Source organism: Alsobacter sp. (assembly GCF_059501845.1).
Map to the genome: position 1 here is coordinate 111,846 of NZ_JCACDK010000014.1, position 24,249 is coordinate 136,094.

Here is a 24,249-nt window from a genome sequence, read left to right on the forward strand (position 1 = left end):
CGGAGGAATGTGCACCCTTTCTGTCCGCACGATAATCTGGCAGTTTTGCAGGAGATAATTTCTTCTCACGGGATAATGCATGGATCGGCTCCTGGCTCTCCGAACCTTCGCCGCAGTGGCTCGCCTGCGCAGTTTCTCCGCCGCAGCACGCCAGCTCCGCCTGTCCGCGACGGCGGCCAGCCGCGCGGTCGCCCTGCTCGAGGCCGAGCTAGGCACCGCTCTGCTCCTGCGAACCACGCGCTCGGTGAGCCTGACCAGGGAGGGCGAGGCCTATCTCGACGCGTGCCAGTCGGCCCTCGAACAGCTCGATGCCGCCGCAAGGACCCTCCGCGGCGAAGGTGCGGAGCCGCGCGGCCGGCTGGTGATCGCGGCGCCAGTGGTCTTCGGGAGGCTGCATATGCTGCCCGTCGTCCAGCGGCTGCTGCGAGAACACGGCCAGCTATCTGTGCACCTCCAGCTGGCCGACCGGATCGTCGCTCTGGCCGAGGAAGGGATCGACGCCGCCCTGCGCATCGGCGATCTCGCCGACAGCGCCCTCACCCAGACGAAGGTGGCGGAGGTCCGGCGCGTGCTGGTGGCCAGCCCGGCCTATCTCGACCAAAGCGGCACGCCCGCGGCCGTGGCCGACCTCTCGGGGCATGACCTCATCGCCTTCGACAGTTTCACCGCGCAGGGCGAGTGGCGGTTCGGGGAAGGCGGGCATGGCGCCGTCCGCGTCGAACCGCGTCTCCTCGTGAACGACGTGGAAACGGCCATAGAGGCCGCGGCCTCCGGCCTCGGGATCACACGCGTCCTGTCCTACCAGGTCCAGGCCCGGATCGCCGAGGGACGGCTCGTCCGGATTCTCAGGGAGACCGAGCCTCCGCCCATTCCCGTCAGCATCGTCTTTGCGGCCAATCGCCGGGGCTCGCCCAACGTGCGGGCGTTTATCGAGGCGGCCGGGGAGCATCTCCGGTCCATTGCGATGGGATAGTTGCGCCGAGCACGGCTAGGGCGAGTGTCGGGCCGTCAGCGCTTCATCTCCTGACGGCGCATCGGCATGGTGTCGATCAGGGCGAACAACTCCTCCGCGGCGACCGGCCTTGTCGCGCGGAACTTCACGCCGCCATCCTTGCCGATGAGGAGGACTGCAAAGCCGCCAGCCTGGGCACCGTTGAGCGGTGTGCGGCTGCGGAAGGCCTGCACCTCGGCGGGCGTGGGCGCGGTCCCATGGACGCCCTCGACACTGCCGTCCGGCAGGACGGCAAACACCACCATGTCGCGCTCGTCCAGACCGGCGCCGTGCTTCAGCATCTCCCCGCGCTGTTGGCGAACGAGTTCCTCGCCGGCCGATCCGGCGAGTATCACGACGATACGGCGGGAGCCGTCGAAGGGGGAAGCAGTCATGGCTCTCGTGGCTCCGGCGGCAAGCGGGATGGTGGTCGCGATCGTCACGGCGCTCGCCAGCAGGACGACGGCGATGCGGAATGCGGAGTTGGGCGATCCGCCGGGGGTGTGCCCCGTCCGCAGCTCATCCTCAGGGCTGCCCGGGTCACACCTGGTCAGCCCAACATTCCGCCTCACGAACCCACTCGTCCGGTGACAAAGGCGCATGCACCGGCGATTCTGATGGCGAATGGCAAAAGCGACCCCCGGGAGAACGCGATGGAATGGCTGAATCCACCACCGGAGTGGAGCGAGGAGAACGGCATCCTCAACGTCGTCACAGGAGACCGGACTGATTTCTGGCAGCGCACGCATTATGGCTTCCGGCGAGACAATGGCCACTTCCGCTTCACCCGCGTGACGGGAGACTTCACGGCCCGCCTCACCTTCGGGGCGGACTATGGCACGCTCTACGACCAGGCGGGCCTGATGGTGCGCACGGGTCCCGAGTGCTGGATGAAGACGGGCCTCGAATACACCGATGGCGAGCCTCATTTCAGCGTCGTCGCCACCAACGCTTTCTCGGACTGGTCGGTTCAGCCTCTGCCGCGCGAAGCGCTCGCCACGCTCACCGTGCAGGTGGCCCGCTATGCCGACGTCCTGCAGATCCGCTTTGCCGTCGGCGGCGGGCCGCTGCGACTTGCGCGCCTCTGCCGCCTCCCTCTCCCCGAAGAGGTCATGGTGGGGCCAATGTGCTGCACGCCCGAACGCGACGGGCTGCGGGTACGCTTCGAGCAACTCGAGATCGGGCCGCCTTCGCGCGATCTGCATTGAGTGCTCTGAACACCGGCGGATCTGCAGAGACGCGTGAGGGCGACGGGGTGACGCATGTCGCCGGTGACGCCATCAAGCCCAGCGCGGCTGGTGGCCGTGAGACACAATGATTGCAGGGCAACAGTGGCTCGGGTTTACTCGGTTGAGAGGATCCCATCATGCTCAATCTGAGCCGCAGAAGCTTCATCCTGGCCAGCGTGGCTGCCGCACTGGCTGCCGGCGTGGGTCCGACGGCCCTCGCCGCGGCCGAGACGACCATCGACAGCTTCGTGGACCTGTCCTCCCGCCTGACCGGAACGGCGGTCGCCGATCTCGACAGGGGGGCCGCAGCGGCCTTGCTGGCCGGGTTCACGGCAGCGGGCCACGGCAGTGCGCTGGAGCGCCTTGCCGCTGATCCTTCTTTCGATCCGGATCTCGCCGACGCGGTGGTGGCGGCCTGGTATTCGGGCGTGGTGAGCAACGGCCGGGAGGACGTGGTCGCCACGTTCAACGATGCCCTGGTCTGGAACGCCCTGACCTTCACCAAGCCCTTTGCCAATTGCGGCGGCGAGACCGGCTACTGGTCGCAGCCCCCGGCCGGGTGAGCGGGAGCGCGTCATGGCGGATATCGAGGCCGACGTCGTCATCGTGGGATCCGGCATTGCTGGCGCGCTGGTCGCCGCGAAGCTGGCGGCGGCGGGCGTGCGTGTCGCAATCCTTGAAGCCGGTGCCCGGCCCGACCGCACGGACGCGGTAAGCCGGTACTGGAAGGCGCTCGCCAAGGTGCCGGAATGCCCCTATCCGCCCGTGCCGCAGGCCATGCATCCGGTGTCCGACAACCTGGATTTCTGGTACCGGCAGACCGGCCCGGACAAGTTCGCCAGCTCCTACATCAAGGTGGTCGGGGGCACGACGTGGCACTGGCTGGGCACCTGCCTCCGGCTCGTACCGTCCGACTTCCGCCTGAAGAGCCTCTACGGGCAGGGCGTCGACTGGCCGATCTCCTACGACGACATCGAGCCGTTCTATGCGGCGGCAGAGGCGGAAATCGGCGTGTCGGGCGACAGTGGCGAAGGGCTGGGATCGCCCCGCAAGTCGGGCTACCCGATGCCGCCAATCCCCCAGACCTTCCTGGACAAGACCTATGCCACCGCGCTTTCGGGCACGGAGTACGAGGTGCGCGCGACGCCGCAGGGACGAAATTCCACATGGCGCGACGACCGCATGGCGTGCTGCGGCAATGCGAGTTGCATCCCGGTCTGTCCGGTGCAGGCCAAGTACGACGCCACGGTGCACGTCGACTGGGCCGTCGCGGCCGGGGCCAAACTGTTCGAGCGCACGACCGCCATCTCTGTCGAACTCGGCCCGGACCGTCAGGTCTCCGCCATCCGGTTTCGCCGGTGGGACAACAGCGAGGGCCGCGCGACGGGCAAGGTGTTCGTGGTCGCGGCGCACGCCATCGAAGGGCCGCGTCTTCTTCTAGCCTCACGCAGCGAAGCCGCGCCTAACGGGGTCGCGAACGGCTCGGACCAGGTCGGCCGCAACCTCATGGATCATCCCACCCAATTGTCCTGGGCGCTGTCCGGGACACAAGTCTATCCCTATCGCGGTCCGCTCTCCACCTCGGGGATCGAGAACCTGCGCGACGGACCCTTTCGCAAGGAGCGTGGCGCGTTTCGGATCGAGATCGGCAATGACGGCTGGTCCTGGCCCACGGGCGCGCCGATCACGACGGCATCGGACCTGGCGAAGCAGGGCCTGCGCGGCAGGGCCCTGGACGAAGCCCTGCGCGACCAGTGTTCGCGGCACATCCGCCTCGCGTCCCTCGTCGAACAGCCACCCGACCCGGAGAACCGGGTGACGCTCGATCCGTCCGAGCGGGACGTCTATGGGGTTCCCCTGCCACGCATCGCCTATCGCATCGACGCGTACACGAAAGCGGGCTTCACAGCCTCCGTGGCCGCCCATGACGAGATTTTCAGACGAATGAAGGCGACACAGGTTCAGCACAGCCCGCAGGCTCAGGGGGCCGGCCACATCATCGGGACGGCACGCATGGGGGACGACCCCGGAAGCTCCGTGGTCGACCGCGACCTGCGCAGCCATGAACACCGCAATCTGTTCGTGCTCGGCTCGGCCGTGTTCCCGACCTCCGCGACAGCCAACCCGACCCTGACGATCGCGGCCCTCAGCTTGCGAGCCGTGGCGACCATCTCCAACGCCTTGAAGGTCTGAGGTTTCCAGCGGGCCCTGATCCCGCCACGCTCCGCTGCAACGATCCTGTCATCGCTCCGTTATCGCTGAGGTCGTCTCTTGGGGGTGCTCGGCGCTGTTCTATCGCGCCCCTGACAGGTGGCCATCACCGTCGCGAAAGTCGACGGCCAATGAGCAAAACCGACACATCGAGGAGGAAACGATGATGCGATACGACGCCGTGGGGCGGTTCGTCCGGGCAGCGCTGCTCGGCTCGGCCGTGGTGGGCGCATGCCTTTCCGGAGCCGCTGCAGCGGACAAGGCCGCCAATGACTGGATCGTCACATGGGCGGCGTCGCCGCAGCCGGTCTGGGAGCCCGACTTCTTTGCACCGGTCGGCATTCCCCGCACCCTGGTCAACCAGACGGTCCGCCAGATCGCGCGGGTCAGCGTCGGCGGACACCGTATGCGGGTGGTCCTCTCAAACGAATACGGCAATCAGCCCCTGACGATCGGCGCCGCGCATGTCGCGCTGGCTGGTCCGGGATCCTCGACGACCGGAAGCGACCGGACGCTCACCTTCTCGGGACAGACGTCCGTCACGCTCCCGCCCGGCGCTCCGGCGGTGAGTGATCCCGTCGACATCGACGTGGCGCCGCTCTCGAGCCTGGCGGTGAGCCTCTACGTGCCCGGCGTGGCACCAGCGACCACCTGGCACAACGACGCCCGCCAGACCGCCTATTTCGCCGACGGCGACGTGGCGGCCATGAGCCAGATCGAGCCGAAGACCACGGCGACCTCGCGCGTGTTCCTGAGCGAAATCATGGTGGACGCGGCGCCGGATTCCCGCGCCATCGTGATGTTCGGCGACAGCATCACGGACGGTGACGGCTCGACGCTCGACGCGAACCATCGCTGGCCCGACATCCTGGCCGAACGGCTGGTCAAGGCGGGCGCCAACGTCGCGATCGTCAACCAGGGGATTTCCGGCGCGCGCATCCTGCGCGACCGCATGGGCGACAATGCCCTGGCCCGTTTCGACCGCGACGTGCTGAGCCAGCCCCGGGCCGACACGGTCGTCCTCATGATGGGTATCAACGATGTCGGCTGGCCCGACACGATCCTCGTTCCGAAGGGCGAGCCAGCCCCGTCGGCCGCGGACGTGATCGCCGGCTACAAGCAGATCATCGCCCGCGCCCATGACAAGGGCCTGCGCATCATCGGCGCAACGCTGACGCCGTTCGAGGACACGTTCCACGGCACGCCGCTGTACGGCTATTACAGCGAGGACAAGGAAGCCAAGCGCGCCGCGATCAACGACTTCATCCGCACCAGCGGCGAGTTCGACGGCGTGATCGACTTCGACGCGCTCACCCGCGACCCCGCCAATCCGAAGCACATCCAGGCGCAGTACGACAAGGGTGACCACCTGCATCCGAACGATGCCGGCTACAAGGCCATGGCCGAGTCGATCGACCTGAAGCTGCTCGGAGTGAGCCAGCAATAGCGAACCAACCGGCGCGGTCACAAGGCTGCGCCGGTTACAACCATGCATCGCGAGCGAAGGCGGCCGGCAGAGCCGGGATGCTGATCTTTGCTTGGGAAGATGGTGGGCGCGACAGGGATCGAACCTGTGACCCCTACGATGTCAACGTAGTGCTCTCCCGCTGAGCTACGCGCCCGTTCCAAGACGGGGGCCGGCGGACCGGCCCGCGGGTGCAGGGGGTATATCGGCTCGCCGCAGGGAAGGCAAGGGCCGGCGGCGGGCCTAAAACCGCGTTCACGCGGGCTCCCAAGGAGACCCGCGCGCACCGATGCCGGCGTTCTTCGTCAGGCCGCGTTCAGCAGCTTGGCGACCTCGTTGACGAGGTCGCGCAGGTGGAAGGGCTTGGAGAGCACCTTCGCATCCTTGGGCGCCTGCGAGTCGGGGTTGAGCGCGACTGCGGCGAAGCCCGTGATGAACATCACCTTGATGTCGGGATCGAGCTCCGTGGCGCGGCGCGCCAGCTCGATGCCGTCCATCTCCGGCATCACGATGTCGGTGAGGAGGAGTTCGAAAGGCTCCTCCTGCAGCCGGTTGTAAGCTGACAGGCCATTGTCGTAGTGCGCGACATGGTAGCCTGCGTTCTCCAGCGCCTTGACGAGAAAACGCCGCATATCGTTGTCGTCTTCGGCGAGGAGGATGCGCGGTGAGGGCGCGGTCTCAGGAACCATGGTCGTCTCCGGTCGTCTTTCTCATTTAAGACACAGATGCGGTAAACATCGGGTGAAAGCGTTAACGGCGGCGATAATGGACAGCGCCGCCCGAGACGGGCACACTCGGACCGAGCCGCAGCCAGGAGACGCGATGAGCCGCTCGATCGCCGATGAGTTCGACCCTCCCTTCGAGGTCATCGAGCCGCCGGACGCGACGACGCCGCTCGTATTCAACTCGCCCCACTCCGGGCGGATCTATCCCCGCGCCTTCCTTGATTCGTCGCGGCTCGATGCCGTCAGCCTGCGGCGCTCGGAGGATTGCTTCGTCGACGAGCTGTTCGCCGGCGTCACCCATCTCGGCGCCCCACTGATGAGGGCTCATTTCCCCCGCGCTTTCCTCGATGTCAACCGCGAGCCCTACGAGCTCGACCCCCGCATGTTCGACGGGCGCCTGCCGCCCTTCGCAAACACCCGCTCCATGCGGGTTGCAGGAGGGCTCGGAACGATCGCCCGCGTCGTCGGAGATTCGCAGGAGATCTACGCGCGCCGCCTCACCGTCGAGGACGCGCTGACGCGGATCGAGACGCTGTACAAGCCTTATCACCGGGCCCTGCAACGCACCCTTCAACGCACGCACAGGCGCTTCGGGCTGGCCGTCCTCGTCGACTGCCACTCCATGCCCTCCTCCCCGCCCCGCGAGGACCAGCCCCGCGCCGACATCGTCATCGGCGACCGCTACGGCACCAGCGCGAGTGCCTTCCTGGCGGACGCCATGGATCGCTCGCTGCGCGCCCGGGGGTATGCGGTCACGCGCAACAAGCCCTACGCCGGCGGCTTCATCACCGAGCACTACGGAAACCCGGCGGCCGACTGCCACGCGCTGCAGATCGAGGTGAACCGGGCGCTCTACATGGACGAGCGGCGCTTCCAGCGAACGGCCGACTTCGAGCGCGTCGCCGCAGACATGGTGGAGATGGCCCGGGACCTCGCGAGCGCCGTCCACGACGGCTGGCTGGGCGGCCGGCTGGCGGCGGAGTAACCCCGTAAAAAGAAAGAGGCCGCCAGGCTTTCGCCGGCGGCCCAAGTCTAGGGAGGAAACGCCCAAGGAGGGCATATGCGGAAAACGCCAAGCGCTTTCTGCACCGCACCAAAATGTCATTGCACTGCACAATTTGCAAGATCTTTCCGCGGACAAAAGATTTTGCACCCGAGACCATGACAAGCGCCGGGACAGGTTTACCGAGCAAGAACAAGGGCTTATTTGTTGTTTGCCCGGTGCCGGTCTTCGCGGATTGCATGCCGCACATGCGAACAGTGCTATCCTGAGCATGATCGTACACGCTGCTCGCGCAGCTTCGTTGCCAATCGCCTGTCCGCACTCTATGGAACGGAACGGGTCCAGACACGGGAAGGACAGGACGTGACGGCCGTCGATTTTGCCGCTTTCGTGGACGACCTGGCCACCCAGTCGGGCACCGCCATTCTTCCGTTCTTCCGCACCTCCATCGCGGCGTCGGACAAGTCGCGCGGCGGCCCGTTCGACCCGGTGACGGAGGCGGACAGGGCCGGCGAGACGGTGATGCGGCAGCTGATCCGGCGCACCTTCCCGTCGCACGGAATCATCGGCGAGGAATACGGCAACGAGAGGGAAGACGCCGAGTTCGTCTGGGTGCTCGACCCGATCGACGGCACCAAGGCCTTCATCTCCGGCCTGCCACTGTGGGGCACGCTGATCGGCCTGACCCGCAATGGCGAGCCCTGCTACGGGCTGATGCACCAGCCCTTCACCCGCGAGCGCTTCTCGGGCGACGGCGGGGTCGCCACCTGGAAGGGCGTTTCCGGAGAAAGGCCTCTGCGCACGCGACGCTGCAACGCCCTTTCGGAAGCGATCCTGTCGACCACGACACCCGCCATGTTCAAGGACGCTCAGGCGGAGGCCTATGCCAGGGTGGACAGCGCCGTCCGCCTGGCCCGCTACGGGTATGACTGCTACGCCTATTGCATGGTTGCCGCCGGCCACATCGACGTGGTGGTCGAGACCAATCTGAAGCCCTACGACATCGTCGCGCTGGTACCGATCATCGAGGGAGCCGGCGGCATCGTGACCACGTGGTCCGGCGAATCACCTGCCAAGGGTGGCTCGATCGTTGCCTCGGGAGACAAGCGGCTGCACGAGCAGGTGCTGAACCTCCTGAACCGCTGACGGCGGTCAGGCCGCGGAGCCCATCTGCTCCAGCGCCGGCTCAAGCGTGGCGGCTGTCCCCTTCAGCGCCTCGCCCTCGCTGCCAGGCACGAAGGCGTCGAAGGCCGCCCAGAACTGCTGGCGAACTTCGTCCGTCTCCATCAGCACCTCGTGCTCGGATTGCCGCAGCACCAGGGCGCGGCCACCGCGCAGGCGCGCCGCGAAGCGCTCCGCGGCCGGGGTGACCGTGACGCGGTCCCGCGCGCCGGCCACGATCAGCATGGGCGTCTGCAGGGCCAGCGGGTAGTTGGGGTCAGCCATGGGCGCTATGGCGCGGAACGCGGCATGCACCCAGCCGATGGTGGGATCTCCGAGCCCGAGTTCCGGCTTCACCGCGATCAGACGGCCGGTGCGCTCGTACCGGTATGCATCCCGGCTGAGTGGATTCCCGGCAAAGGGCTTCGTCATGACCGGCGTCTCGCCGCCGCCGGGGATGAAGGAGCCTCCGAAGCCCAGCGTATCGAGGCTTGCGGCGAGGAACCGTGCCCCGCGCGGCCTGCGAACCTGCGCGATCTGCAGCATCGGCGCGGTGATGACCGCTCGCGAGAACAGGTCGGGTCGGCGAGCCAGCGCCCCGAGGAGGATGGCACCGCCCATGGAGTGGGCGAGCGCAAAGCAGGGTCCCGGCATGCCCGACAGCACCTCGTCGCGCACTGCGAAGAGGTCGGCGTGAAAATCCTCGAAGGCGTCGACATGCCCCTTGCGAGGGTTGGCAAGCAGGCGGTCCGATCCCCCCTGCCCCCGCCAGTCGAACGCGACCACGCCGAAACCGCGGTCGAGCAGCTCCCGGACGACCTCGAAGTACTTCTCGATGAACTCGGCGCGCCCGCCCATCACGCACACCGTCCCCGGGCCCCCCGGATCCCGGGCCGGCCATCTCGCCACGCGGACGCGCAAGCCGCCGGCGCTCGGCAACAGTGCGACGGCCGGGCTGTCGGGAACCGTGAAATCGGGCAGTTCGGCAAGCGTCAAGGAAGACCCCGCGACGGCGGACGATGTCGGATCGATCAGCGAACCTATCCCAACATTGTGTCAGCCGCATTCACGGAAGGCACCCCGCAGAGCCTAGCCCTCAGCGTGTGTCGGGGAGATCCGGCGGACCGCCGTCGAGCGGCCTGAGGCCGGCAATCTCACCCGTGGTGGCGTCGACGACCGCGCGCATCTTTCGCCCGCGGGGAGCCTGTGCATCGGCGAGCCACAGGTCGCCCCGGCGCGAGAGCACGCGGATCTCCCGAAAGCCCTGCTTTCCCAGAACGTCCTCGACGCCTGCCGCCTCCAGCTGGCGAGGGCCGCCGGCCATGGCGGCGACGGCGCTGCAGGTGAGCATGAGCGAGAGGGAGAGAAGGAGCACTGCGGCGGGCGCGGTCATCGCGGCGGATCCGGGTTTGGCGAACGTGCGGGAACATTGTCACGCCCTTGCTGAACAGGTCCGGTGCGCTGCGTTCACCAGCCGTTCAGGCGCCCCGGAGGACTCGCACCGGGGTGTGAGCCGGGGGTCTTGAACCCTCCGGAACCGCCTCCCACATGTCGATCAGCGCACGCCAGACGGGTGCGTTTCACGGGCCCGGCCCTTCGCGGCGGGCCATGCATGTCGCTTCTGAAGGAGGATATGTCATGCGTCAGTTCGATCTTTCTCCCCTCTATCGTTCCACCGTCGGCTTTGACCGCCTGTTCTCGATGCTCGACCAGGTCGCAGGCCCGGACGGTGCCAACGGCTACCCGCCCTACAACATCGAGCGCACCGGCGAGAACGCCTACCGCGTCTCGGTCGCGGTCGCCGGCTTCACCGACAAGGACATCGCCATCGAGGTGAAGGAGAACCAGCTCTCCGTCCGCGGTGACAAGAAGCCCGCGAGCGAGGCCAAGGGCGAGGTGCTCTACCAGGGCATCGCCGGCCGCAGCTTCGAGCGTCGCTTCCAGCTTGCCGACCACGTGCATGTGACGGGCGCGACCCTGGAGCATGGCCTGCTCCACATCGATCTCGTACGCGAGATCCCCGAGGCCAAGAAGCCCCGCCTCATCCCGATTTCCTCCGCCTCGGCTCCGCAGGCGCAGGTGATCGAGGGCCAGGCGACCCAGCAGGCCGCGTAACCGGCATCGAAGCCGCACTCTCCGAGGGCGCCCTGACGGGCGCCCTTTTCGTTTCAGCCCTTGCCGTCAGCCGCGCTTCGCGTTGGGGGTCTGCAGGTGCTTCTCCCAGTCGAGCGCGTGGGTCACGATCTCCTCGAGATCGGCATGCTTCGGCTCCCAGCCGAGTTCCGTGCGCACGCGTTCGCCTGTCGCGACGATAGCCGAAGGATCGCCGGCCCTACGCCCTGCCATGCGCACCTCGAAGTCGACGCCCGAGACCTTTTTCACGGTCTCGACGACGTCCTTCACCGAGTATCCCTCGCCATAGCCGCAGTTGAGCGTGAGGTTGTCGCCGCCGCCGCGCAGGTGGTCGACGGCGTGGAGGTGGGCGTTGGCGAGGTCGGTGACGTGAATGTAGTCCCGCAGGCAGGTGCCGTCCGGCGTCGGGAAGTCCGTGCCGTAGACCTCCATGTAGGGGCGCAGGCCGATCGCCGCCTGGCAGGCGACCTTGATGAGATGCGTCGCCTGCGGCGTGGACTGACCCGCCCGCCCGGCGGGATCGGCGCCTGCCACGTTGAAGTAGCGCAGCACGACGTACTTGATGCCGTGGGCGAACGATGCGTCCTTCAGCATCCACTCGGTCATCAGCTTGGAGCGGCCGTATGGCGAGACCGGGTTGGTCGGCGAATCCTCGGAAACCGGCACCTTCTCCGGCTCGCCATAGACCGCAGCCGTCGACGAGAAGATGAAGTGCGGGACGCCGCACGACACGGCGGTCTCGATCAGCGCGCGGGACTTCACCGTGTTGTTGAGGTAATAACCGAGCGGGTCGGCCAAGGAATCCGGCACGACGATCCGGGCGGCAAAATGGGCGATGGCGTCGATCTTGTGCTCGCGGATGACGGAAGCCACGAGCTCCTGGTCGCCCATGTCACCCACGACGAGCGGCACGGTCGTCGGGACTGCCGAGGCAAAACCGGTCGACAGGTTGTCGAGCACGACGACACGGTCACCCCGGTCGGACAGCTCCAGAACCATGTGGGCGCCGATATAGCCCGCTCCGCCCGTTACCAGCACCGCCATGTATGTCTCCCGTTGCCGTTGCCGCCAGCACCGTGCGCCGGCGGCCGTAAAGTTTCTTCAACGCGAAAATGGCTAAAGTCCCGCCTGCCTCAAATTCGTCGCGCGGGCGTTCTGCTCTAGACAAACCGCTGTCCAGTCCAAACCATCGGCCCCTCCGGTCGTTTCCCCTCCCTTACCCTGCAGGAACCCAACGACGCCATGAAGAAACCGATCCGCAAGGCCGTCTTGCCCGTCGCCGGGCTCGGCACCCGCTTCCTCCCGGCCACCAAGGCCGTGCCGAAGGAGATGCTGACCGTCGTCGACCGCCCGGTCATCCAGCACGTCGTGGACGAGGCGCGCGAGGCGGGTATCGAGCACTTCATCTTCGTCACCGGCCGCGGCAAAGCCGTCATCGAGGACCATTTCGACATCGGCTACGAGCTGGAGCGGACGCTGGAGGAGCGGGGCAAGACCCGGGAACTCGAGGCGCTCAAGCGCGACCTTCCCGCCGCCGGTGCAACGAGCTTCACCCGCCAGCAGGCGCCGCTGGGGCTCGGCCACGCCGTGTGGTGCGCGCGCGAAATCGTCGGCGACGAGCCCTTCGCCGTGCTGCTGCCGGACATGCTGAGCAAGGGCTGCATGGCCCAGATGCTGCAGGCCTATGACCGCCACGGCGGCAACCTTATTGCAGTCGAGGAAGTGCCCGACAGCGAAACGCACCAGTACGGCATCGTCGCCGTCGGCGAGGACCATGGCCAGACCTTCGAGATCACCGGCATGGTCGAGAAGCCGCCGAAGGGCACGGCGCCCTCCAACCTCATCATCTCCGGCCGCTATATCCTGCAGCCGGAGGTCTTCTCCATCCTGGCCGCCAAGGAGAAGGGCGCCGGTGGCGAGATCCAGCTCACCGACGCCATGATCAAGCTGATGGCGCAGCAGCCCTTCCACGGCCTGCGCTACGAGGGCAAGACCTACGACACCGGATCGAAGATCGGCTTCCTGATGGCGAACGTCGCCTATGGCCTCGCCCGCGAGGACCTCGGCGCTGCATTCCGCGTCGAGCTCGACAAGCTGATCGGCCGCTGACCCCCCGCGCGGCGCAGCGGCGGAATTCACCGCCGCCGCGTCGCGTGTTAGGAGGTCGGGATGAGCCAGACCGCAGCCGCCCGCAACACCGATTCGCCGCACCTGTCGGCCGCCCGGACTCTCGAAACGGAGCGGGCCGGCATCGACGCGCTGCTCGCCGAACTCGGAAACGGCCTCGGCGATGCGTTCAATGCCGCCGTTGCCATGATGGCGTCGGCCGCGGGCCGCGTGATCGTCACCGGTATGGGCAAGTCAGGCCATGTCGGCCGCAAGATCGCCGCGACCTTCGCCTCCACCGGCACGCCCTCGATGTTCGTGCACCCGGCCGAGGCGAGCCATGGCGACCTCGGGATGATCCAGCCCGCGGACGTGGTGCTGGCGCTGTCGTGGTCGGGCGAGACGACGGAACTTTCCGACATCGTCGCCTACACCCGCCGCTTCCGCGTCGGCCTCGTCGCGATCACGGCAAATCGGGACAGCGCGCTGGGCCGCGAGGCGGACATCTGCCTTATCCTGCCAAAGGTGCCCGAGGCCTGCCCTAACGGCCTCGCTCCCACGACGTCCACCACAATGCAGCTGGTGCTCGGCGACGCGCTGGCCGTGGCGCTGCTCGAGCAGCGCGGCTTCAGCCGTCACGATTTCCGGGTCTACCATCCCGGCGGCAAGCTCGGTGCTCAGCTGAAGCAGGTCCGGGCCGTCATGCATGTCGGTGAGCGCCTGCCGCTGGTGTCGCTGGGCACGAGCATGTCGGACGCTGTCGTCATCATGAGCGCCAAGGGCTTCGGCTGCGCGATCGTCACCGCAGACGACGGCACGCTGGCCGGCATCGTCACGGACGGTGACCTGCGCCGGCACATGGATGGCGGGCTGCTGTCGCGACGCGTCGAGGACGTGATGACGGTTTCACCGACCACCATCACGCCGGACATGCTGGTCGGCGAGGCACTCGAAGTCGTCGAGAGCCGCAAGATCGGCGCGCTGGTCGTGGAGGAAGACGGAAGGCCCGTCGGCCTCGTCCACGTGCTCGACCTGCTGAGGATCGGCGCAGCGTAAGTTTCCGGTCGAGCGGAGCTACAGGTCTGGCGCCCGTTTTGTTTGCCTAGGCCAGTTCCACCCGCAGCATCGTCCCTTCCACGCCGGTCACCCTCACCTGCGCTCCTGCCGGCGCGTCCGGGCCCTCGATGCGCCAGACGGTATCGTCCACCCGCACCCGTCCGCGCCGTTCGGCGATGGGCTCCTCCAGCCTGAAAGTCCGCCCTACCAGCACGCGGCCGCGATCGTTGAGGCGGTCTTGCCCTTCGGCGCTGGTCTTGCCGCCGGCGATCCTGCGTCCTACGACGGCAAAGGCAGCCGCCAGGACGGCGAAGAGGATGAGCGCGATTTCCCAGCCGAGCGAAAACGCGAAGAGGCAGAGGCCAGTCAGGACGCCCGCCAGCCCCAGCCAGATCATGAAGGCGCCAGGTGCGAGCAGTTCCAGAGCCATCAGGACAACGCCGCCAACGACGAAGATCCACGGCATCGCGGAAGACATGTCCGGCATGTCGGCTCAGACTCCCGGGGCCAGCGGCGGCGGAGGGGCCGGAGCGCCGCCTGCGCGCGGAACAGTCGGGGTTCGGGGTGCCGGGCGCGGGGCACCGGTTGCCGGCCCGTCCGGGAAGGCCGACCGGGCGATCTCCGCGATACCGCCCAGCGTGCCGATGACCGAGGCGGCCTCGACCGGCATCATGAACACCTTCTGGTTGGGCGCAGAGGCCAGCGCCTGCAGCGCCTTCACATATTGCTGGGCGACGAAGTAGTTGATGGCACCCATGTCGCCGTCGGCAATGGCCGCGCTCACCACCTGCGTCGCCCGGGCCTCCGCCTCGGCAGAGCGCTCGCGCGCCTCGGCGTCGCGGAAGGCCGATTCCTTGCGTCCCTCGGCTTCCAGGATCTGCGCCTGCTTGTGGCCCTCGGCGCGCAGGATCTCGGCCTGCCGCTGGCCCTCGGCCTCCAGCACTGCGGCGCGCTTCTCGCGCTCCGCCTTCATCTGCCGGGCCATGGAGTCGACGAGGTCCCGGGGCGGGACGATGTCCTTGATCTCGATGCGGTTGATCTTCACGCCCCATGGCGAGGCGGCGGCGTCCACCACGCGCAGGAGGCGCTCGTTGATCTCGTCGCGGTGCGAGAGCAACTGGTCGAGGTCCATGCTGCCCATCACCGTGCGGATATTGGTCATGGTGAGCGTCAGGATCGCCTGCTGCAGGTTGGAGACTTCGTAGGAGGCGCGGGCGGCGTCCATGACGGTGTAGAAGGCGACGCCGTCTGCCGTGATCGTGGCGTTGTCGCGGGTGATCACTTCCTGGCTCTGAACGTCGAAGACCTGCTCCATCATGTTGATCTTGGAGCCGATCCCCTCGACATAGGGCAGCAGGAGGCCGAGGCCCGGGCTGAGCGTACGCGAGTATTTTCCGAAGCGCTCGACGGTGTAATTGTAGCCTTGCGGCACCTGTTTAACGCCGGCGATCAGGGTCGCCACGACGAAAATCACGAGGACGATCGCGAAGATCGCGAAACCTGAGATTACCATCCTGTGCCCCTGCCGCCGACTCGGTGGCGGCAGTGTCCTATGCGGGCGTAAGCGGGACAAGGGTGCCGACCGCGCCCTTCATAGCCCGCCCCAGTGTTGGTCTTTCCTCAATCAGACCCAGCCCTGCAATTCGCGGCCGACGACGTGGCGCAGCACGTCGATGCCTTCCGGGCTGTCGTTCAGGCAGGGCACATAGGCGAACTTCTCGCCGCCATGGTGGAGGAAGTGCTCGCAGTTCTCGCCTTCGATCTCCTCGAGCGTCTCCAGGCAGTCGGCGGCGAAGCCGGGGGCGATGACGAGCACCTTTTTCACGCCCCGCTTGGGCAGCTCGCCCATCATCTCGATGAGGTAGGGCTGCAGCCACTCCGCGCCGCCGAAGCGGGACTGGAAGCACACCATGAAGCGCTCCTTGTCCCAGCCCAGCGTTTCCCTGAGAAGGCGACCGGTCTTCTGGCACTGGCAGTGATAGGGATCACCCTTGAGGAGGTAGTCCTTCGGCACGCCGTGGAAAGAAGCCACGATCATGTCGGGCGTGAAGTCGATCTCGGCCAGCTTGGCGCGCACGGTCGCGGCGAGCGCATCGATATAGACGGGATCGTCGTACCATGGCGGCGCGACGCGAACGGCCGGCTGCCAGCGCATGGCCATGAGAGCCTCGAACGCCTTGTCGCAGGCCGTCGCGGACGTCGCCGCGCAGGATTGCGGGTATAGCGGCACCAAAAGGATACGGTCGCAGCCCTGCTTCATCAGCGCTTCCAGCCGCTCCTTTGTGGAGGGGTTGCCGTAGCGCATGCCCCAGTCGACGACCACGCGTGGGTCGTCGCGAAAGGCGTCGGCCAGCTGCTCGGCCTGCGACCGGGTGATGGTCTTGAGCGGGCTCTCGTCGCGCTCCTTGTTCCAGATCTGATCGTAGTCCTTGCCCTTGGACTTCGGGCGCACGGTGAGGATGATCAGGTTCAGGATCGGCCACCACAGCAGCCGGGGCGTCTCGATGACGCGGCGGTCGGAAAGAAACTCCCTCAGATAGCGGCGCATCGACCAATAGTCGGTGGCGTCGGGCGTGCCGAGATTGAGCAGGAGGACGCCGAGTTTGCGGCTGAGCACGGGCGGGTGGTCGACCGGCAGCGGGCCGATGGCGCCAAACTGGGCTTCGCGACGGAGCGTGACGTTCATCGTGTCCTCTCGCGCCCCTTTCGATGAGGCGTCGCTGCGACATACGGGCCGCGGCGCGGAGCGGATCGAAAGCGCGAGCTTCGATGCAACGCCGGCGCCATGTTTCCCAAGGCATTGCACCATTGCGAGCCTCGTGCCAACCCTCGTATCGGCACGCGCGGCGTCGTGATGCGCCCTGCCTTGCTTTTGCCGCGCTGGCTGGTTGACTTGCGCCACGTCTGATTTGCTGAGGACCGACATGCGCCAGTCCGTGGCGGCCCTGGCCGCCCTCGTGTGCGGATTCCTGGGGGTGGCGATGCCGGCCCTCGCCCATCCCCATGTCTGGGTCAGCGTCAAGGCCGAGCTCGTGTACGAGAACGGCGCCGTGAAGGCCGTCCGCCATCACTGGCTCTTCGACGAAGGCTATTCGAGCTTCGCCATGCAGGGGCTCGACACCGACAATGACGGAAAGCTCTCGCCGGCCGAGCTGCAGCCACTGGCGAAGGAGAACACGGACAATCTGGCCGAGTTCGGCTACTTCACCGTGCTGAAGGTCGACGGCAAGCGCGTCGACGTCGCGGCTCCGCTGGAGCCCGCGATGCGCGAGGTCGGCAAGCAGCTGGAGCTGTCCTTCCTGCTGCCGGTGCCCGCCCCTGTCGCCGCGCGGCGGACCGTCTATCTCGACGTCTACGACCCGACCTTCTTCGTCGACTTCGCCTATGCCGATGCGCCGGATGCCGTGCGCCTCACCAATGCGCCGCAGGGCTGCGCCGTCCAGGTGTCGCGGCCGCAGAACAAGCCCGACCAGTCCCTCGCCAAGCTGAGCGAGGACTACTTCGCCAACGCGAACATGGGCCTGCAATTCGCGTCGAAGGTGTTCGTCGCATGCCCGTGAGGCGCCCGTGACGAGCCTCCCCACGATCGAAGCCCCGAAGGCGGGCCGCCTCTCCGGCGCGGCCGGGACGGTGGTGGTCGGTCTCGCGGCCCTGGCGGTCGTGGCAGCCGGGTTGGCCATTCTCGGCTGGGCCACGGGCTTCTCGGCTGCGCCTCCCCCGCCACCCAGGAATCCCTTTGGCGTGGGCCTGCGCGAAGGTGGCGCGCCCACCAGCGCGCTGGCGGCATGGATCCTCGCCGTACAATCCTCCTTCGACCGCCAGATGACCGCGGCGGTGAAGGAATTCGCCCAGAACGGCGGTGCCGGATGGACGCTGGCGGGACTGGGCTTCGCCTATGGCGTGTTCCACGCGGCCGGGCCGGGGCATGGCAAGGCGGTGATCTCCGCCTGGATCCTGGCCCAGGAGAAAGCGCTGCGGCGCGGGCTCACGCTGTCCTTTGCGGCGGCCATGCTGCAGGCGGCCGTCGCCGTGGCACTCGTCACCGTGCTGGCGGGGATCGTGAAGGTGACGGCGTCAGGCATGACGCACGTGGCGGAGATCGTCGAGACGGCGAGCTTCGCTGCGGTTGCGGCGGTCGGGGCGGCACTGCTGTGGCGCAAGTCGCGGGCCTTCGCGGGACGCCTTGGCGTGTCTTCCGTCCTACCGGACGGATGCGGCCCGGATTGCAGCCATTTCCACGCCGTGGGCCCGAAGGACGGCGCGGGCGGATGGCGGGATGCGGCGGGCGTGGTCGTCGCCGCCGGCATGCGTCCCTGCTCGGGGGCGATCATCCTGCTGGTGTTCGCGCTCTCGCAGGGGGTCTACTGGGCGGGGATCGCCGGGACACTGGCCATGGCGCTGGGCACGGCAATCACGACCGGCGCGCTCGCGGCACTTGCCGTGTTTGCCAAGGCGGGAGCGCTCAAACTGGCATCGGGCCGTGGCACTGGTGCGGAGACGGCCTTGGCTGCACTCGAGGTGCTGGCCGCCGCGTTCGTGACGCTGCTGGGCGTCGCCCTGCTGGGTGGCCTGTGGTCGGCCGGTGCCTTCGCGTGAGGAAAACGCTCAGGCGAAGTGCGAGGCGGTGGCAGCGACCTGGATAACGGCAAGCGCGGTCAGCCCTGCCATGATCAGGATGTCGATGAGCCTGTAGACCTTCACCCGGCGCAGCCGGGTCGCGATGGCGATCGCTTTCATCCTGAACCTCCCGGCCAACTCTGCAACTCATGCGAGTATGCCCGTTGAGGTTCAAGTCGAAGTGAAGGAAACCAAGCGTATTGTGTTGATCTCCCTTTACCTTTCGCTAACCATGATACCGCGTCAGAGCCCGGCGGACCCGCCGTCGGACCGCGGGTCGTGGGCTGCCTCCACCGCTCCATTGCGCGCCGAGCGCACGAGCATGCCGGCGTGTCCGAACCCGTCGTGCCGGGCCACGTCCTCGACCACCGGCGTGTGGCCTACGCGCTCCAGCGCCCGGATGAGATCGGGATCGAAGCCGCTCTCCATCGCGAGAGTCGCCGCCGCGGTGCCCCATGTCCTGCCGAGCCGGAAGCGCGGGGCGTCCAGGGCTGACCAGAGCGGCATGCCGAGCAGTGCGTGTCGCGAGAAGATCTGGGCCTGGAACTGCGGCTGGCCGTCGCCGCCCATGCTGCCGTAGGAGATGACGCGTCCATCGTCCATTGCGGCGAGCGCCGGATTGAGCGTGTGGAACGGGTGGCGTCCCGGCTCCAGCGGGTTGAGCGCGGCAGGGTCGAGCGAAAAGGACATGCCGCGGTTCTGCCAGCAGATGCCCGTCCGCCCCAGAACGCAGCCAGAGCCGTACTCCCAGTAGACGGACTGGATGTAGGACACAGCCACGCCCTTGGCGTCGATGGCTCCCATCCACACCGTGTCGCCGGGTTCGTCGCGGAACGGGAACGGCGCGGCGCGGGTCATGGAAATGGCTGCCGCCTCCTTCTCCAGCGCAGCCGGCGTCAGGAAGTCCGCCGGGTCGTGCCGCAGGCGGGCAAAGTCGGTGCAGACCATGTCGCGGATGCGCATGGCCCGCTTGGAAGCTTCGATCAGCCCGTGAATGTGCTCGAAGCTCTCGGCCCGGGTCACACCAAGGCGCCCGAATATGCCGAGCAGCACGAGTGCCGCGAGCCCCTGCGTCGGCGGAGGAAAATTGTAGAGCGTGCCGCCCGGAACGCCGGCTTTGAGCGGCTGCCGCAGCTTCGCCCTGAAGCGCTCGAGATCAGGCCGGGTGACCGGAGCATCGATGCGCTCGAGGTCGGCGGCGATCTCTCGGCCGACGTCACCCCGGTAGAAATCGTCGAGCCCGGCATTGGCGAGCTGGTCGAGCGTGTCGGCCAGCCGCGGCATCCGGCGGATCGTGCCGGCGGCCGGTACCTTGCCGTCCTCCAGGAATGTCTCGTCGAAGCCGGGGGCGGCGTGCAGGGCGTCCTTCTCGTTGGCGACAGTCCGGGCCTCGGAGGCACTCTGCACGTAGCCGTCACGGGCAAACGCGATCGCTTCGCCCAGCAGCGAGCGCAGCGGCATCTGGCCGCCGAGCGCGCGGGCAAGCTCGAGCGCCAGGTCCCAGCCGGCCACAGCACCGGCAACTGTCAGCGCCGCATCCGGTCCCCGCGGGGGAATGGCGTCGTAGCCCTTCTCGCGGTAGCGGCGGATGGTCGCGAGAGAGCCGGCCGGCCCGCAGGCGTCGATGGCGTGGACCTTCCCGCCCGGCTCGCGCACGAGCCAGAAGCCGTCGCCGCCGATGGCGTTCATGTGCGGATAGACCACGGCGATCGTCGCCGCCATGGCGACCATGGCCTCGACGGCGTTTCCGCCATCGGCGAGAACGGCCCTCCCGGTCTCGGAGGCGAGGCTGTGGGGCGACGCTACGGCGGCACGGGAGAAAACAGGGGTGTCGCTCATGCGGTGCTCCCGATGCCGCCAGCTTGCACGGCCAGGCGGGACGATATACTCCACCGGCTGATAGTCCACTCGGGGACCCCGGCCAAGGAGCGGTGCGTGGCGCGCGGCGACATCAACACGACGAATCTTCTGACGTTGATCAGCGTCGGCGTTCTCGTGGGCACCGAGATCTTCGGCGTGGCGCTGGCCGCGGGCTGGGCCATCGCGGGCTTGTTCGACCTCGGACAGACCATTGGCTACGTGCTGATGGGGGTGTTCGGCGTCATCGGTGCCTACGCGCTCTATCGCTTCATGCAGCTCGCCGCCAGGGTCGAGCCACTGCGACAGTGACGCCCGAGGCGGCGTGCCCCGTTGCGCAAGCCCGACCGGCGCCCCATTTCGAAGAGATATGCGGGCCAGGCAGGACGCTCCGGTCCACAATGCTGTTCATGATCCCAGCCGCGAGGTTGCCGATGCACCCCGCCGCGCCACAATCCCGGATGCCATGAGCCTCGACCGTCGCACCTTTCTCCAGCTCGCCGCCGCACTCAACGCAGCCGCCGCCCTCGGCGTCGGCTCAGCCGCTGCGCAGGAGGCGGCCACACTCCGTTTCGGTGAGCCGGAGCCGTTCGATTTTGAAAGTCTCAAGGCGGAGGCGAAGAGGCGTGCCGCCGAGCCCTACGTGCCGCCGCCTCGCCCCGATCCCACCATCGTCAAGCAGATCGACTACGACGCGCACGGCAAGCTCCGCTACAAGCTGGACGCAGCGCTCTGGGCCAATGGGCCCAGCGCCTTTCCCATCAGCTTCCAGCATGTCGGGATGTACTTCCCCAAGACCGTGCGCATGCACGTCCTGCAGGACGGCCAGTCCCGCGAGGTGATGTACGATCCCAACCTGTTCGGAGGCGGTCCCGACCACGTGGCCAAGGGCCTGTCGGCCGAGCCGTCCGCCTTTGCCGGCTTCTGGGTCCATGAGGCCCGCGACACCGTCGTCGACGGCAAGGACTGGAAGACGCTGGAGCCCTGGGCGACTTTCCTCGGCGCCTCCTACTTCCGCGCGGTCGGCGAACTCGGCCAGGTGGGGCTTTCTGCCCGCGGGCTTGCCATCGCACCGGGAACATCCAATCCCGAGGAGTTCCCGGACTTCGTCTCCTTCTGGTTCCAGCCTGCGGGAAACCCGCAGGAGCCCGTGACCGTCTTCGCCCTGCTGGATAGCCCCAGCGTGTCCGGTGCCTACCGCTTCGCCCTCCGCCGGACCACCGGTGTGGAAATGGAGATCGAGAGCGCTCTCTTCCTTCGCAAGGCGGTCGACCGTCTCGGCATCGCGCCGCTGACCTCAATGTTCTGGTTTTCGGAGACGGCCAAGGCGACGGCCGTGGACTGGCGGCCCGAGATCCACGACAGCGACGGGCTGGCCATGTGGACCGGCACGGGCGAGCACATCTGGCGCCCGCTCAACAATCCCGGGCGGATCACCGTCTCGGCCTTCATGGACCACGACCCCCGCGGCTTCGGGCTGTCGCAGCGGGACCGCAACTTCGACCATTACCAGGACGGCGTGCGCTACCAGCTGCGCCCGAGTGCCTGGGTGGAGCCGCTCGGCGGCTGGGGCGACGGTGCGATCCAGCTCACGGAAATCCCGACGGACGACGAGATCCACGACAACATCGTCGCCATGTGGGTCCCCGCCAAGCCCGCGACAGCGGGCGACGCGCTGGCCTTCCGCTACCGGCTGCACTGGCTCGCCGACGAGCCCTACCCGTCCACGCTCGCCCGCTGCGTCGCGACGCGGCTCGGCAATGGCGGTCAGCCGGGGAAGCCGCGGCCCAAGGGCGTGCGGAAATTCATGGTGGAGTTCAAGGGCGACGTCCTCTCGAAGCTGCCCTTCGGCGTCAAGCCGGAGCCCGTGCTTTGGGCCTCGCGCGGCACGTTTTCCTACATCTTCACGGAAGCCGTGCCGGACGACGTTCCCGGGCACTGGCGCGCGCAGTTCGACCTCACGACCGAAGGGAACGACCCGGTCGAGATGAGGCTCTTCCTCCGAAACGGGGACGAGGTGCTGAGCGAGACCTGGCTCTACCAGTACCACCCGTTCTAGCCGGCCGGCTGGGAGTTCCCTCCGCGCTGATGTCAGCCGGCTGCCCGGGCCGCTGCCGCAATGCTGCGGCGTTTCGACTGGTTCCGGAAACCCACCCTTAACCTTCCGCCAACCCCGCAGGGGCATTCTGTCTGCCGGCGTGCCTGCCGGCGGAGCGTGACATGGGCGTATTGCTGACGGGGTGGAGCGGGGCGGCCGGGCGCGTGGGTGCGGTGCTGGCGTTCCTCATGGCTGCGACGCCGCCAGTGCTGGCGGGAAGCACCGAGCCCGACATCACCGGCTCCCTCGGGCGGCAGCCGCTCGGAGCCGTGCCTCCCGACGTGCCGCAGCCGGCCGACGCCCAGGATTTTCGGGCCTTCGTGCAGGGCCTCTGGCCGCTGGCCAAGGCGAAGGGCGTGACCCGAGCGACTTTCGACCAGGCATTTGCCGGTGTCGAGCCCGATCCGAAGATCGAGGATCTCACCAGGCGGCAGTCGGAATTCGTCAAGCCGGTCTGGGCCTATCTGAACGACGCGGTGACGCCGCAGCGCATCGAGCGCGGCCGCGACGCACTGCGCCGCTGGGGGCCGGTGCTCGCCTCGCTGGAGGCGAAGTCGGGCATCGATCGCGGCGTGCTCCTGGGTGTCTGGGGCATGGAGACGAATTTCGGCTCGTTCACCGGTGGCCGGGACGTCATCCGCTCGCTGGCCACCCTGGCCCACATGCGCTACCGCGGCACGTTCTTCCGGGACGAACTCGTCACGGCACTCGTCATCCTGCAGCAGGGACACGTCGCGCGCGCCGACATGAAGGGCTCATGGGCCGGCGCGATGGGCCAGACGCAGTTCATGCCCTCCAGCTTCATGCGCTACGCGGTGGATGGAGACAGCGACGGCCGCAAGGACATCTGGAACTCGGTGCCGGACGCGCTGGCCTCGACCGCCAACTACCTGAAGAAGCATGGCTGGCACGCCGGCCAACCCTGGGGCTTCGAGGTCTCGCTGCCCGCCAACTTCCACTACGGCCTGCTGAGCGCGGGTTACCGCAAATGGAGCGCAGTCGGCGTGCGGAAGTCCAACGGCACGCCGTTTCCTCCCACGGGCAACGCCACGCTTTTCCTGCCGGCCGGAGCCGGAGGACCGGCCTTCCTGGTCACCGCCAACTTCGACGTGATCAAGACCTACAATGCCTCGGACGCCTATGCGCTCGGCGTCGCGCACCTGGGCGACCGGATCGGGGGCGGCGCGGCCCTTGCCGCGGATTGGCCGCTCGACCAGCCACCCCTGGGGAAAGCCGAGCGCCTCGAATTGCAGAGGCGGCTCGCACGGCTGGGCTACGACATCGGCGAGCCCGACGGCCGGCTGGGTTCCCGGACGCGCGAGGCCTTGCGCCACTTCCAGGCCACTGCAGGGTTGCCCCCGGACGGCTACGCATCCTCCCGGGTGCTGGAAGCCCTGCGCGCGCAGCGCTGACCTGATAAACTGCGCCACTGTGCGCGGCGATGCTGCGCGGGCGAGGCGACGAATGAAGCGTGCAGAACGGGGCGGGCGACGAAACGGAGGCCGGCACGGGACGCGTGCCGGCGCTGCGGCACTGGTGTTGCTGGCCGTGTGGTCGGTGCTTGCCGTTCTTTCTGCCGTGCCTGCCCTTGCGCAGC

The 24,249-nt window shown here is 67.7% G+C and carries 25 protein-coding genes and 1 tRNA gene; 15 read left to right on the plus strand and 11 right to left on the minus strand.

Going from position 1 to position 24,249, the window contains the following annotated elements:
• Positions 1-79: 79 nt before the first annotated feature.
• The gene (locus tag AC5JCN_RS11515) at positions 80-973 is read left to right on the plus strand and encodes a LysR family transcriptional regulator (RefSeq protein WP_495755202.1); all 894 of its coding nucleotides are present in this window, start codon (positions 80-82) and stop codon (positions 971-973) included.
• A 35-nt stretch (positions 974-1,008) separates the two neighbouring features.
• On the opposite strand, the gene AC5JCN_RS11520 is transcribed toward AC5JCN_RS11515, so the two are convergent.
• Positions 1,009-1,563 (minus strand): DUF4174 domain-containing protein, encoded by a 555-nt coding sequence (locus AC5JCN_RS11520; protein ID WP_495755203.1) that lies wholly within the window; start codon positions 1,561-1,563, stop codon positions 1,009-1,011.
• An 81-nt stretch (positions 1,564-1,644) separates the two neighbouring features.
• Here AC5JCN_RS11520 and AC5JCN_RS11525 point away from each other — a divergent pair, with 81 nt between their 5' ends.
• From AC5JCN_RS11525 to AC5JCN_RS11540, 4 genes are all read left to right on the plus strand, one after another.
• A complete protein-coding gene (locus tag AC5JCN_RS11525) occupies positions 1,645-2,199 on the plus strand; it encodes a DUF1349 domain-containing protein (RefSeq protein WP_495755204.1) in 555 nt (184 codons plus the stop codon).
• Between the two features lie 158 nt (positions 2,200-2,357).
• Positions 2,358-2,783 carry a sugar dehydrogenase complex small subunit gene (locus AC5JCN_RS11530; RefSeq protein ID WP_495755205.1) on the plus strand — a complete coding sequence of 142 codons (426 nt, stop codon included), beginning with the start codon at positions 2,358-2,360 and terminating at the stop codon, positions 2,781-2,783.
• A gap of 13 nt (positions 2,784-2,796) precedes the next feature.
• On the plus strand, positions 2,797-4,413 hold the full coding sequence (locus tag AC5JCN_RS11535) for a GMC family oxidoreductase (RefSeq protein WP_495755206.1): 1,617 nt from the start codon (positions 2,797-2,799) through the stop codon (positions 4,411-4,413).
• 181 nt (positions 4,414-4,594) lie between these two features.
• Positions 4,595-5,878, plus strand: coding sequence for an SGNH/GDSL hydrolase family protein (locus AC5JCN_RS11540; protein ID WP_495755207.1), 1,284 nt, complete (start codon positions 4,595-4,597; stop codon positions 5,876-5,878).
• A 100-nt stretch (positions 5,879-5,978) separates the two neighbouring features.
• Here AC5JCN_RS11540 and AC5JCN_RS11545 read toward each other — a convergent pair.
• Positions 5,979-6,053 (minus strand) — tRNA-Val (locus tag AC5JCN_RS11545).
• Positions 6,054-6,201: 148 nt separating this feature from the next.
• Entirely contained in the window at positions 6,202-6,585 is a 384-nt protein-coding gene (cpdR, locus tag AC5JCN_RS11550; RefSeq protein WP_495755208.1) for a cell cycle two-component system response regulator CpdR, read from the minus strand.
• A gap of 133 nt (positions 6,586-6,718) precedes the next feature.
• Here cpdR and AC5JCN_RS11555 point away from each other — a divergent pair, with 133 nt between their 5' ends.
• Together AC5JCN_RS11555 and hisN are read left to right on the plus strand one after the other, a co-directional pair.
• Positions 6,719-7,606 (plus strand): N-formylglutamate amidohydrolase, encoded by an 888-nt coding sequence (locus AC5JCN_RS11555; RefSeq protein ID WP_495755209.1) that lies wholly within the window; start codon positions 6,719-6,721, stop codon positions 7,604-7,606.
• A gap of 381 nt (positions 7,607-7,987) precedes the next feature.
• Positions 7,988-8,770, plus strand: coding sequence for a histidinol-phosphatase (gene hisN, locus AC5JCN_RS11560; protein WP_495755210.1), 783 nt, complete (start codon positions 7,988-7,990; stop codon positions 8,768-8,770).
• A gap of 6 nt (positions 8,771-8,776) precedes the next feature.
• Here hisN and AC5JCN_RS11565 read toward each other — a convergent pair whose 3' ends face one another.
• Positions 8,777-9,781: an alpha/beta fold hydrolase gene (locus AC5JCN_RS11565; protein ID WP_495755211.1), complete on the minus strand. Its 1,005-nt coding sequence runs from the start codon at positions 9,779-9,781 to the stop codon at positions 8,777-8,779.
• A gap of 100 nt (positions 9,782-9,881) precedes the next feature.
• Positions 9,882-10,178 (minus strand): hypothetical protein, encoded by a 297-nt coding sequence (locus AC5JCN_RS11570; RefSeq protein ID WP_495755212.1) that lies wholly within the window; start codon positions 10,176-10,178, stop codon positions 9,882-9,884.
• Between the two features lie 245 nt (positions 10,179-10,423).
• On the opposite strand from AC5JCN_RS11570, the gene AC5JCN_RS11575 reads away from it, so the two are divergent.
• Positions 10,424-10,900: an Hsp20 family protein gene (locus AC5JCN_RS11575; RefSeq protein WP_495755213.1), complete on the plus strand. Its 477-nt coding sequence runs from the start codon at positions 10,424-10,426 to the stop codon at positions 10,898-10,900.
• A 66-nt stretch (positions 10,901-10,966) separates the two neighbouring features.
• On the opposite strand, the gene galE is transcribed toward AC5JCN_RS11575, so the two are convergent.
• On the minus strand, positions 10,967-11,962 hold the full coding sequence (gene galE, locus AC5JCN_RS11580) for a UDP-glucose 4-epimerase GalE (protein WP_495755214.1): 996 nt from the start codon (positions 11,960-11,962) through the stop codon (positions 10,967-10,969).
• Between the two features lie 198 nt (positions 11,963-12,160).
• Here galE and galU point away from each other — a divergent pair, with 198 nt between their 5' ends.
• Entirely contained in the window at positions 12,161-13,027 is an 867-nt protein-coding gene (gene galU, locus AC5JCN_RS11585) for a UTP--glucose-1-phosphate uridylyltransferase GalU (RefSeq protein WP_495755215.1), read from the plus strand.
• Between the two features lie 60 nt (positions 13,028-13,087).
• On the plus strand, positions 13,088-14,080 hold the full coding sequence (locus tag AC5JCN_RS11590) for a KpsF/GutQ family sugar-phosphate isomerase (protein ID WP_495755216.1): 993 nt from the start codon (positions 13,088-13,090) through the stop codon (positions 14,078-14,080).
• Between the two features lie 46 nt (positions 14,081-14,126).
• Here AC5JCN_RS11590 and AC5JCN_RS11595 read toward each other — a convergent pair whose 3' ends face one another.
• The 3 genes from AC5JCN_RS11595 to hemH form a co-directional block, all read right to left on the minus strand.
• Positions 14,127-14,567, minus strand: coding sequence for an NfeD family protein (locus tag AC5JCN_RS11595; protein ID WP_495755217.1), 441 nt, complete (start codon positions 14,565-14,567; stop codon positions 14,127-14,129).
• Between the two features lie 6 nt (positions 14,568-14,573).
• Positions 14,574-15,587, minus strand: a complete 1,014-nt coding sequence (locus tag AC5JCN_RS11600; protein WP_495755505.1) for an SPFH domain-containing protein — start codon at positions 15,585-15,587, stop codon at positions 14,574-14,576.
• 117 nt (positions 15,588-15,704) lie between these two features.
• Complete coding sequence (gene hemH / locus AC5JCN_RS11605) at positions 15,705-16,766, minus strand: ferrochelatase (protein WP_495755218.1); 1,062 nt, start codon at positions 16,764-16,766, stop codon at positions 15,705-15,707.
• 238 nt (positions 16,767-17,004) lie between these two features.
• On the opposite strand from hemH, the gene AC5JCN_RS11610 reads away from it, so the two are divergent.
• Together AC5JCN_RS11610 and AC5JCN_RS11615 are read left to right on the plus strand one after the other, a co-directional pair.
• The gene (locus AC5JCN_RS11610) at positions 17,005-17,640 is read left to right on the plus strand and encodes a DUF1007 family protein (RefSeq protein ID WP_495755219.1); all 636 of its coding nucleotides are present in this window, start codon (positions 17,005-17,007) and stop codon (positions 17,638-17,640) included.
• A gap of 7 nt (positions 17,641-17,647) precedes the next feature.
• Positions 17,648-18,676: a nickel/cobalt transporter gene (locus AC5JCN_RS11615; RefSeq protein WP_495755220.1), complete on the plus strand. Its 1,029-nt coding sequence runs from the start codon at positions 17,648-17,650 to the stop codon at positions 18,674-18,676.
• Between the two features lie 9 nt (positions 18,677-18,685).
• Here AC5JCN_RS11615 and AC5JCN_RS11620 read toward each other — a convergent pair whose 3' ends face one another.
• Positions 18,686-18,817 carry a hypothetical protein gene (locus tag AC5JCN_RS11620; protein ID WP_495755221.1) on the minus strand — a complete coding sequence of 44 codons (132 nt, stop codon included), beginning with the start codon at positions 18,815-18,817 and terminating at the stop codon, positions 18,686-18,688.
• Positions 18,818-18,940: 123 nt separating this feature from the next.
• The gene (locus AC5JCN_RS11625; RefSeq protein WP_495755222.1) at positions 18,941-20,536 is read right to left on the minus strand and encodes a gamma-glutamyltransferase family protein; all 1,596 of its coding nucleotides are present in this window, start codon (positions 20,534-20,536) and stop codon (positions 18,941-18,943) included.
• A 96-nt stretch (positions 20,537-20,632) separates the two neighbouring features.
• Between AC5JCN_RS11625 and AC5JCN_RS11630 the strand changes: the two genes are divergently transcribed.
• The 3 genes from AC5JCN_RS11630 to AC5JCN_RS11640 all read left to right on the plus strand — a co-directional run bounded on the left by AC5JCN_RS11630 (position 20,633) and on the right by AC5JCN_RS11640 (position 24,064).
• On the plus strand, positions 20,633-20,866 hold the full coding sequence (locus AC5JCN_RS11630; RefSeq protein WP_495755223.1) for a hypothetical protein: 234 nt from the start codon (positions 20,633-20,635) through the stop codon (positions 20,864-20,866).
• Positions 20,867-21,020: 154 nt separating this feature from the next.
• Positions 21,021-22,613 (plus strand): OpgD/OpgG family glucan biosynthesis protein, encoded by a 1,593-nt coding sequence (locus AC5JCN_RS11635; RefSeq protein WP_495755224.1) that lies wholly within the window; start codon positions 21,021-21,023, stop codon positions 22,611-22,613.
• A 161-nt stretch (positions 22,614-22,774) separates the two neighbouring features.
• A complete protein-coding gene (locus tag AC5JCN_RS11640; RefSeq protein ID WP_495755225.1) occupies positions 22,775-24,064 on the plus strand; it encodes a lytic murein transglycosylase in 1,290 nt (429 codons plus the stop codon).
• Positions 24,065-24,249: the final 185 nt, after the last annotated feature.

What these genes read in the sequence shown, in the direction of transcription:
- AC5JCN_RS11640 (WP_495755225.1), top strand. Translation starts at nt 22,775, where the DNA reads ATGGGCGTATTGCTGACGGGGTGGAGCGGGGCGGCCGGGCGCGTGGGT.
- AC5JCN_RS11635 (WP_495755224.1), top strand. Translation starts at nt 21,021, where the DNA reads ATGAGCCTCGACCGTCGCACCTTTCTCCAGCTCGCCGCCGCACTCAAC.
- AC5JCN_RS11575 (WP_495755213.1), top strand. Translation starts at nt 10,424, where the DNA reads ATGCGTCAGTTCGATCTTTCTCCCCTCTATCGTTCCACCGTCGGCTTT.
- galE (WP_495755214.1), bottom strand. Translation starts at nt 11,962, where the DNA reads ATGGCGGTGCTGGTAACGGGCGGAGCGGGCTATATCGGCGCCCACATG.
- AC5JCN_RS11625 (WP_495755222.1), bottom strand. Translation starts at nt 20,536, where the DNA reads ATGAGCGACACCCCTGTTTTCTCCCGTGCCGCCGTAGCGTCGCCCCAC.
- AC5JCN_RS11530 (WP_495755205.1), top strand. Translation starts at nt 2,358, where the DNA reads ATGCTCAATCTGAGCCGCAGAAGCTTCATCCTGGCCAGCGTGGCTGCC.
- cpdR (WP_495755208.1), bottom strand. Translation starts at nt 6,585, where the DNA reads ATGGTTCCTGAGACCGCGCCCTCACCGCGCATCCTCCTCGCCGAAGAC.
- AC5JCN_RS11620 (WP_495755221.1), bottom strand. Translation starts at nt 18,817, where the DNA reads ATGAAAGCGATCGCCATCGCGACCCGGCTGCGCCGGGTGAAGGTCTAC.
- AC5JCN_RS11555 (WP_495755209.1), top strand. Translation starts at nt 6,719, where the DNA reads ATGAGCCGCTCGATCGCCGATGAGTTCGACCCTCCCTTCGAGGTCATC.
- galU (WP_495755215.1), top strand. Translation starts at nt 12,161, where the DNA reads ATGAAGAAACCGATCCGCAAGGCCGTCTTGCCCGTCGCCGGGCTCGGC.
- AC5JCN_RS11515 (WP_495755202.1), top strand. Translation starts at nt 80, where the DNA reads ATGGATCGGCTCCTGGCTCTCCGAACCTTCGCCGCAGTGGCTCGCCTG.
- AC5JCN_RS11525 (WP_495755204.1), top strand. Translation starts at nt 1,645, where the DNA reads ATGGAATGGCTGAATCCACCACCGGAGTGGAGCGAGGAGAACGGCATC.
- AC5JCN_RS11595 (WP_495755217.1), bottom strand. Translation starts at nt 14,567, where the DNA reads ATGCCGGACATGTCTTCCGCGATGCCGTGGATCTTCGTCGTTGGCGGC.
- AC5JCN_RS11535 (WP_495755206.1), top strand. Translation starts at nt 2,797, where the DNA reads ATGGCGGATATCGAGGCCGACGTCGTCATCGTGGGATCCGGCATTGCT.
- AC5JCN_RS11540 (WP_495755207.1), top strand. Translation starts at nt 4,595, where the DNA reads ATGATGCGATACGACGCCGTGGGGCGGTTCGTCCGGGCAGCGCTGCTC.
- AC5JCN_RS11610 (WP_495755219.1), top strand. Translation starts at nt 17,005, where the DNA reads ATGCGCCAGTCCGTGGCGGCCCTGGCCGCCCTCGTGTGCGGATTCCTG.
- AC5JCN_RS11590 (WP_495755216.1), top strand. Translation starts at nt 13,088, where the DNA reads ATGAGCCAGACCGCAGCCGCCCGCAACACCGATTCGCCGCACCTGTCG.
- AC5JCN_RS11570 (WP_495755212.1), bottom strand. Translation starts at nt 10,178, where the DNA reads ATGACCGCGCCCGCCGCAGTGCTCCTTCTCTCCCTCTCGCTCATGCTC.
- hemH (WP_495755218.1), bottom strand. Translation starts at nt 16,766, where the DNA reads ATGAACGTCACGCTCCGTCGCGAAGCCCAGTTTGGCGCCATCGGCCCG.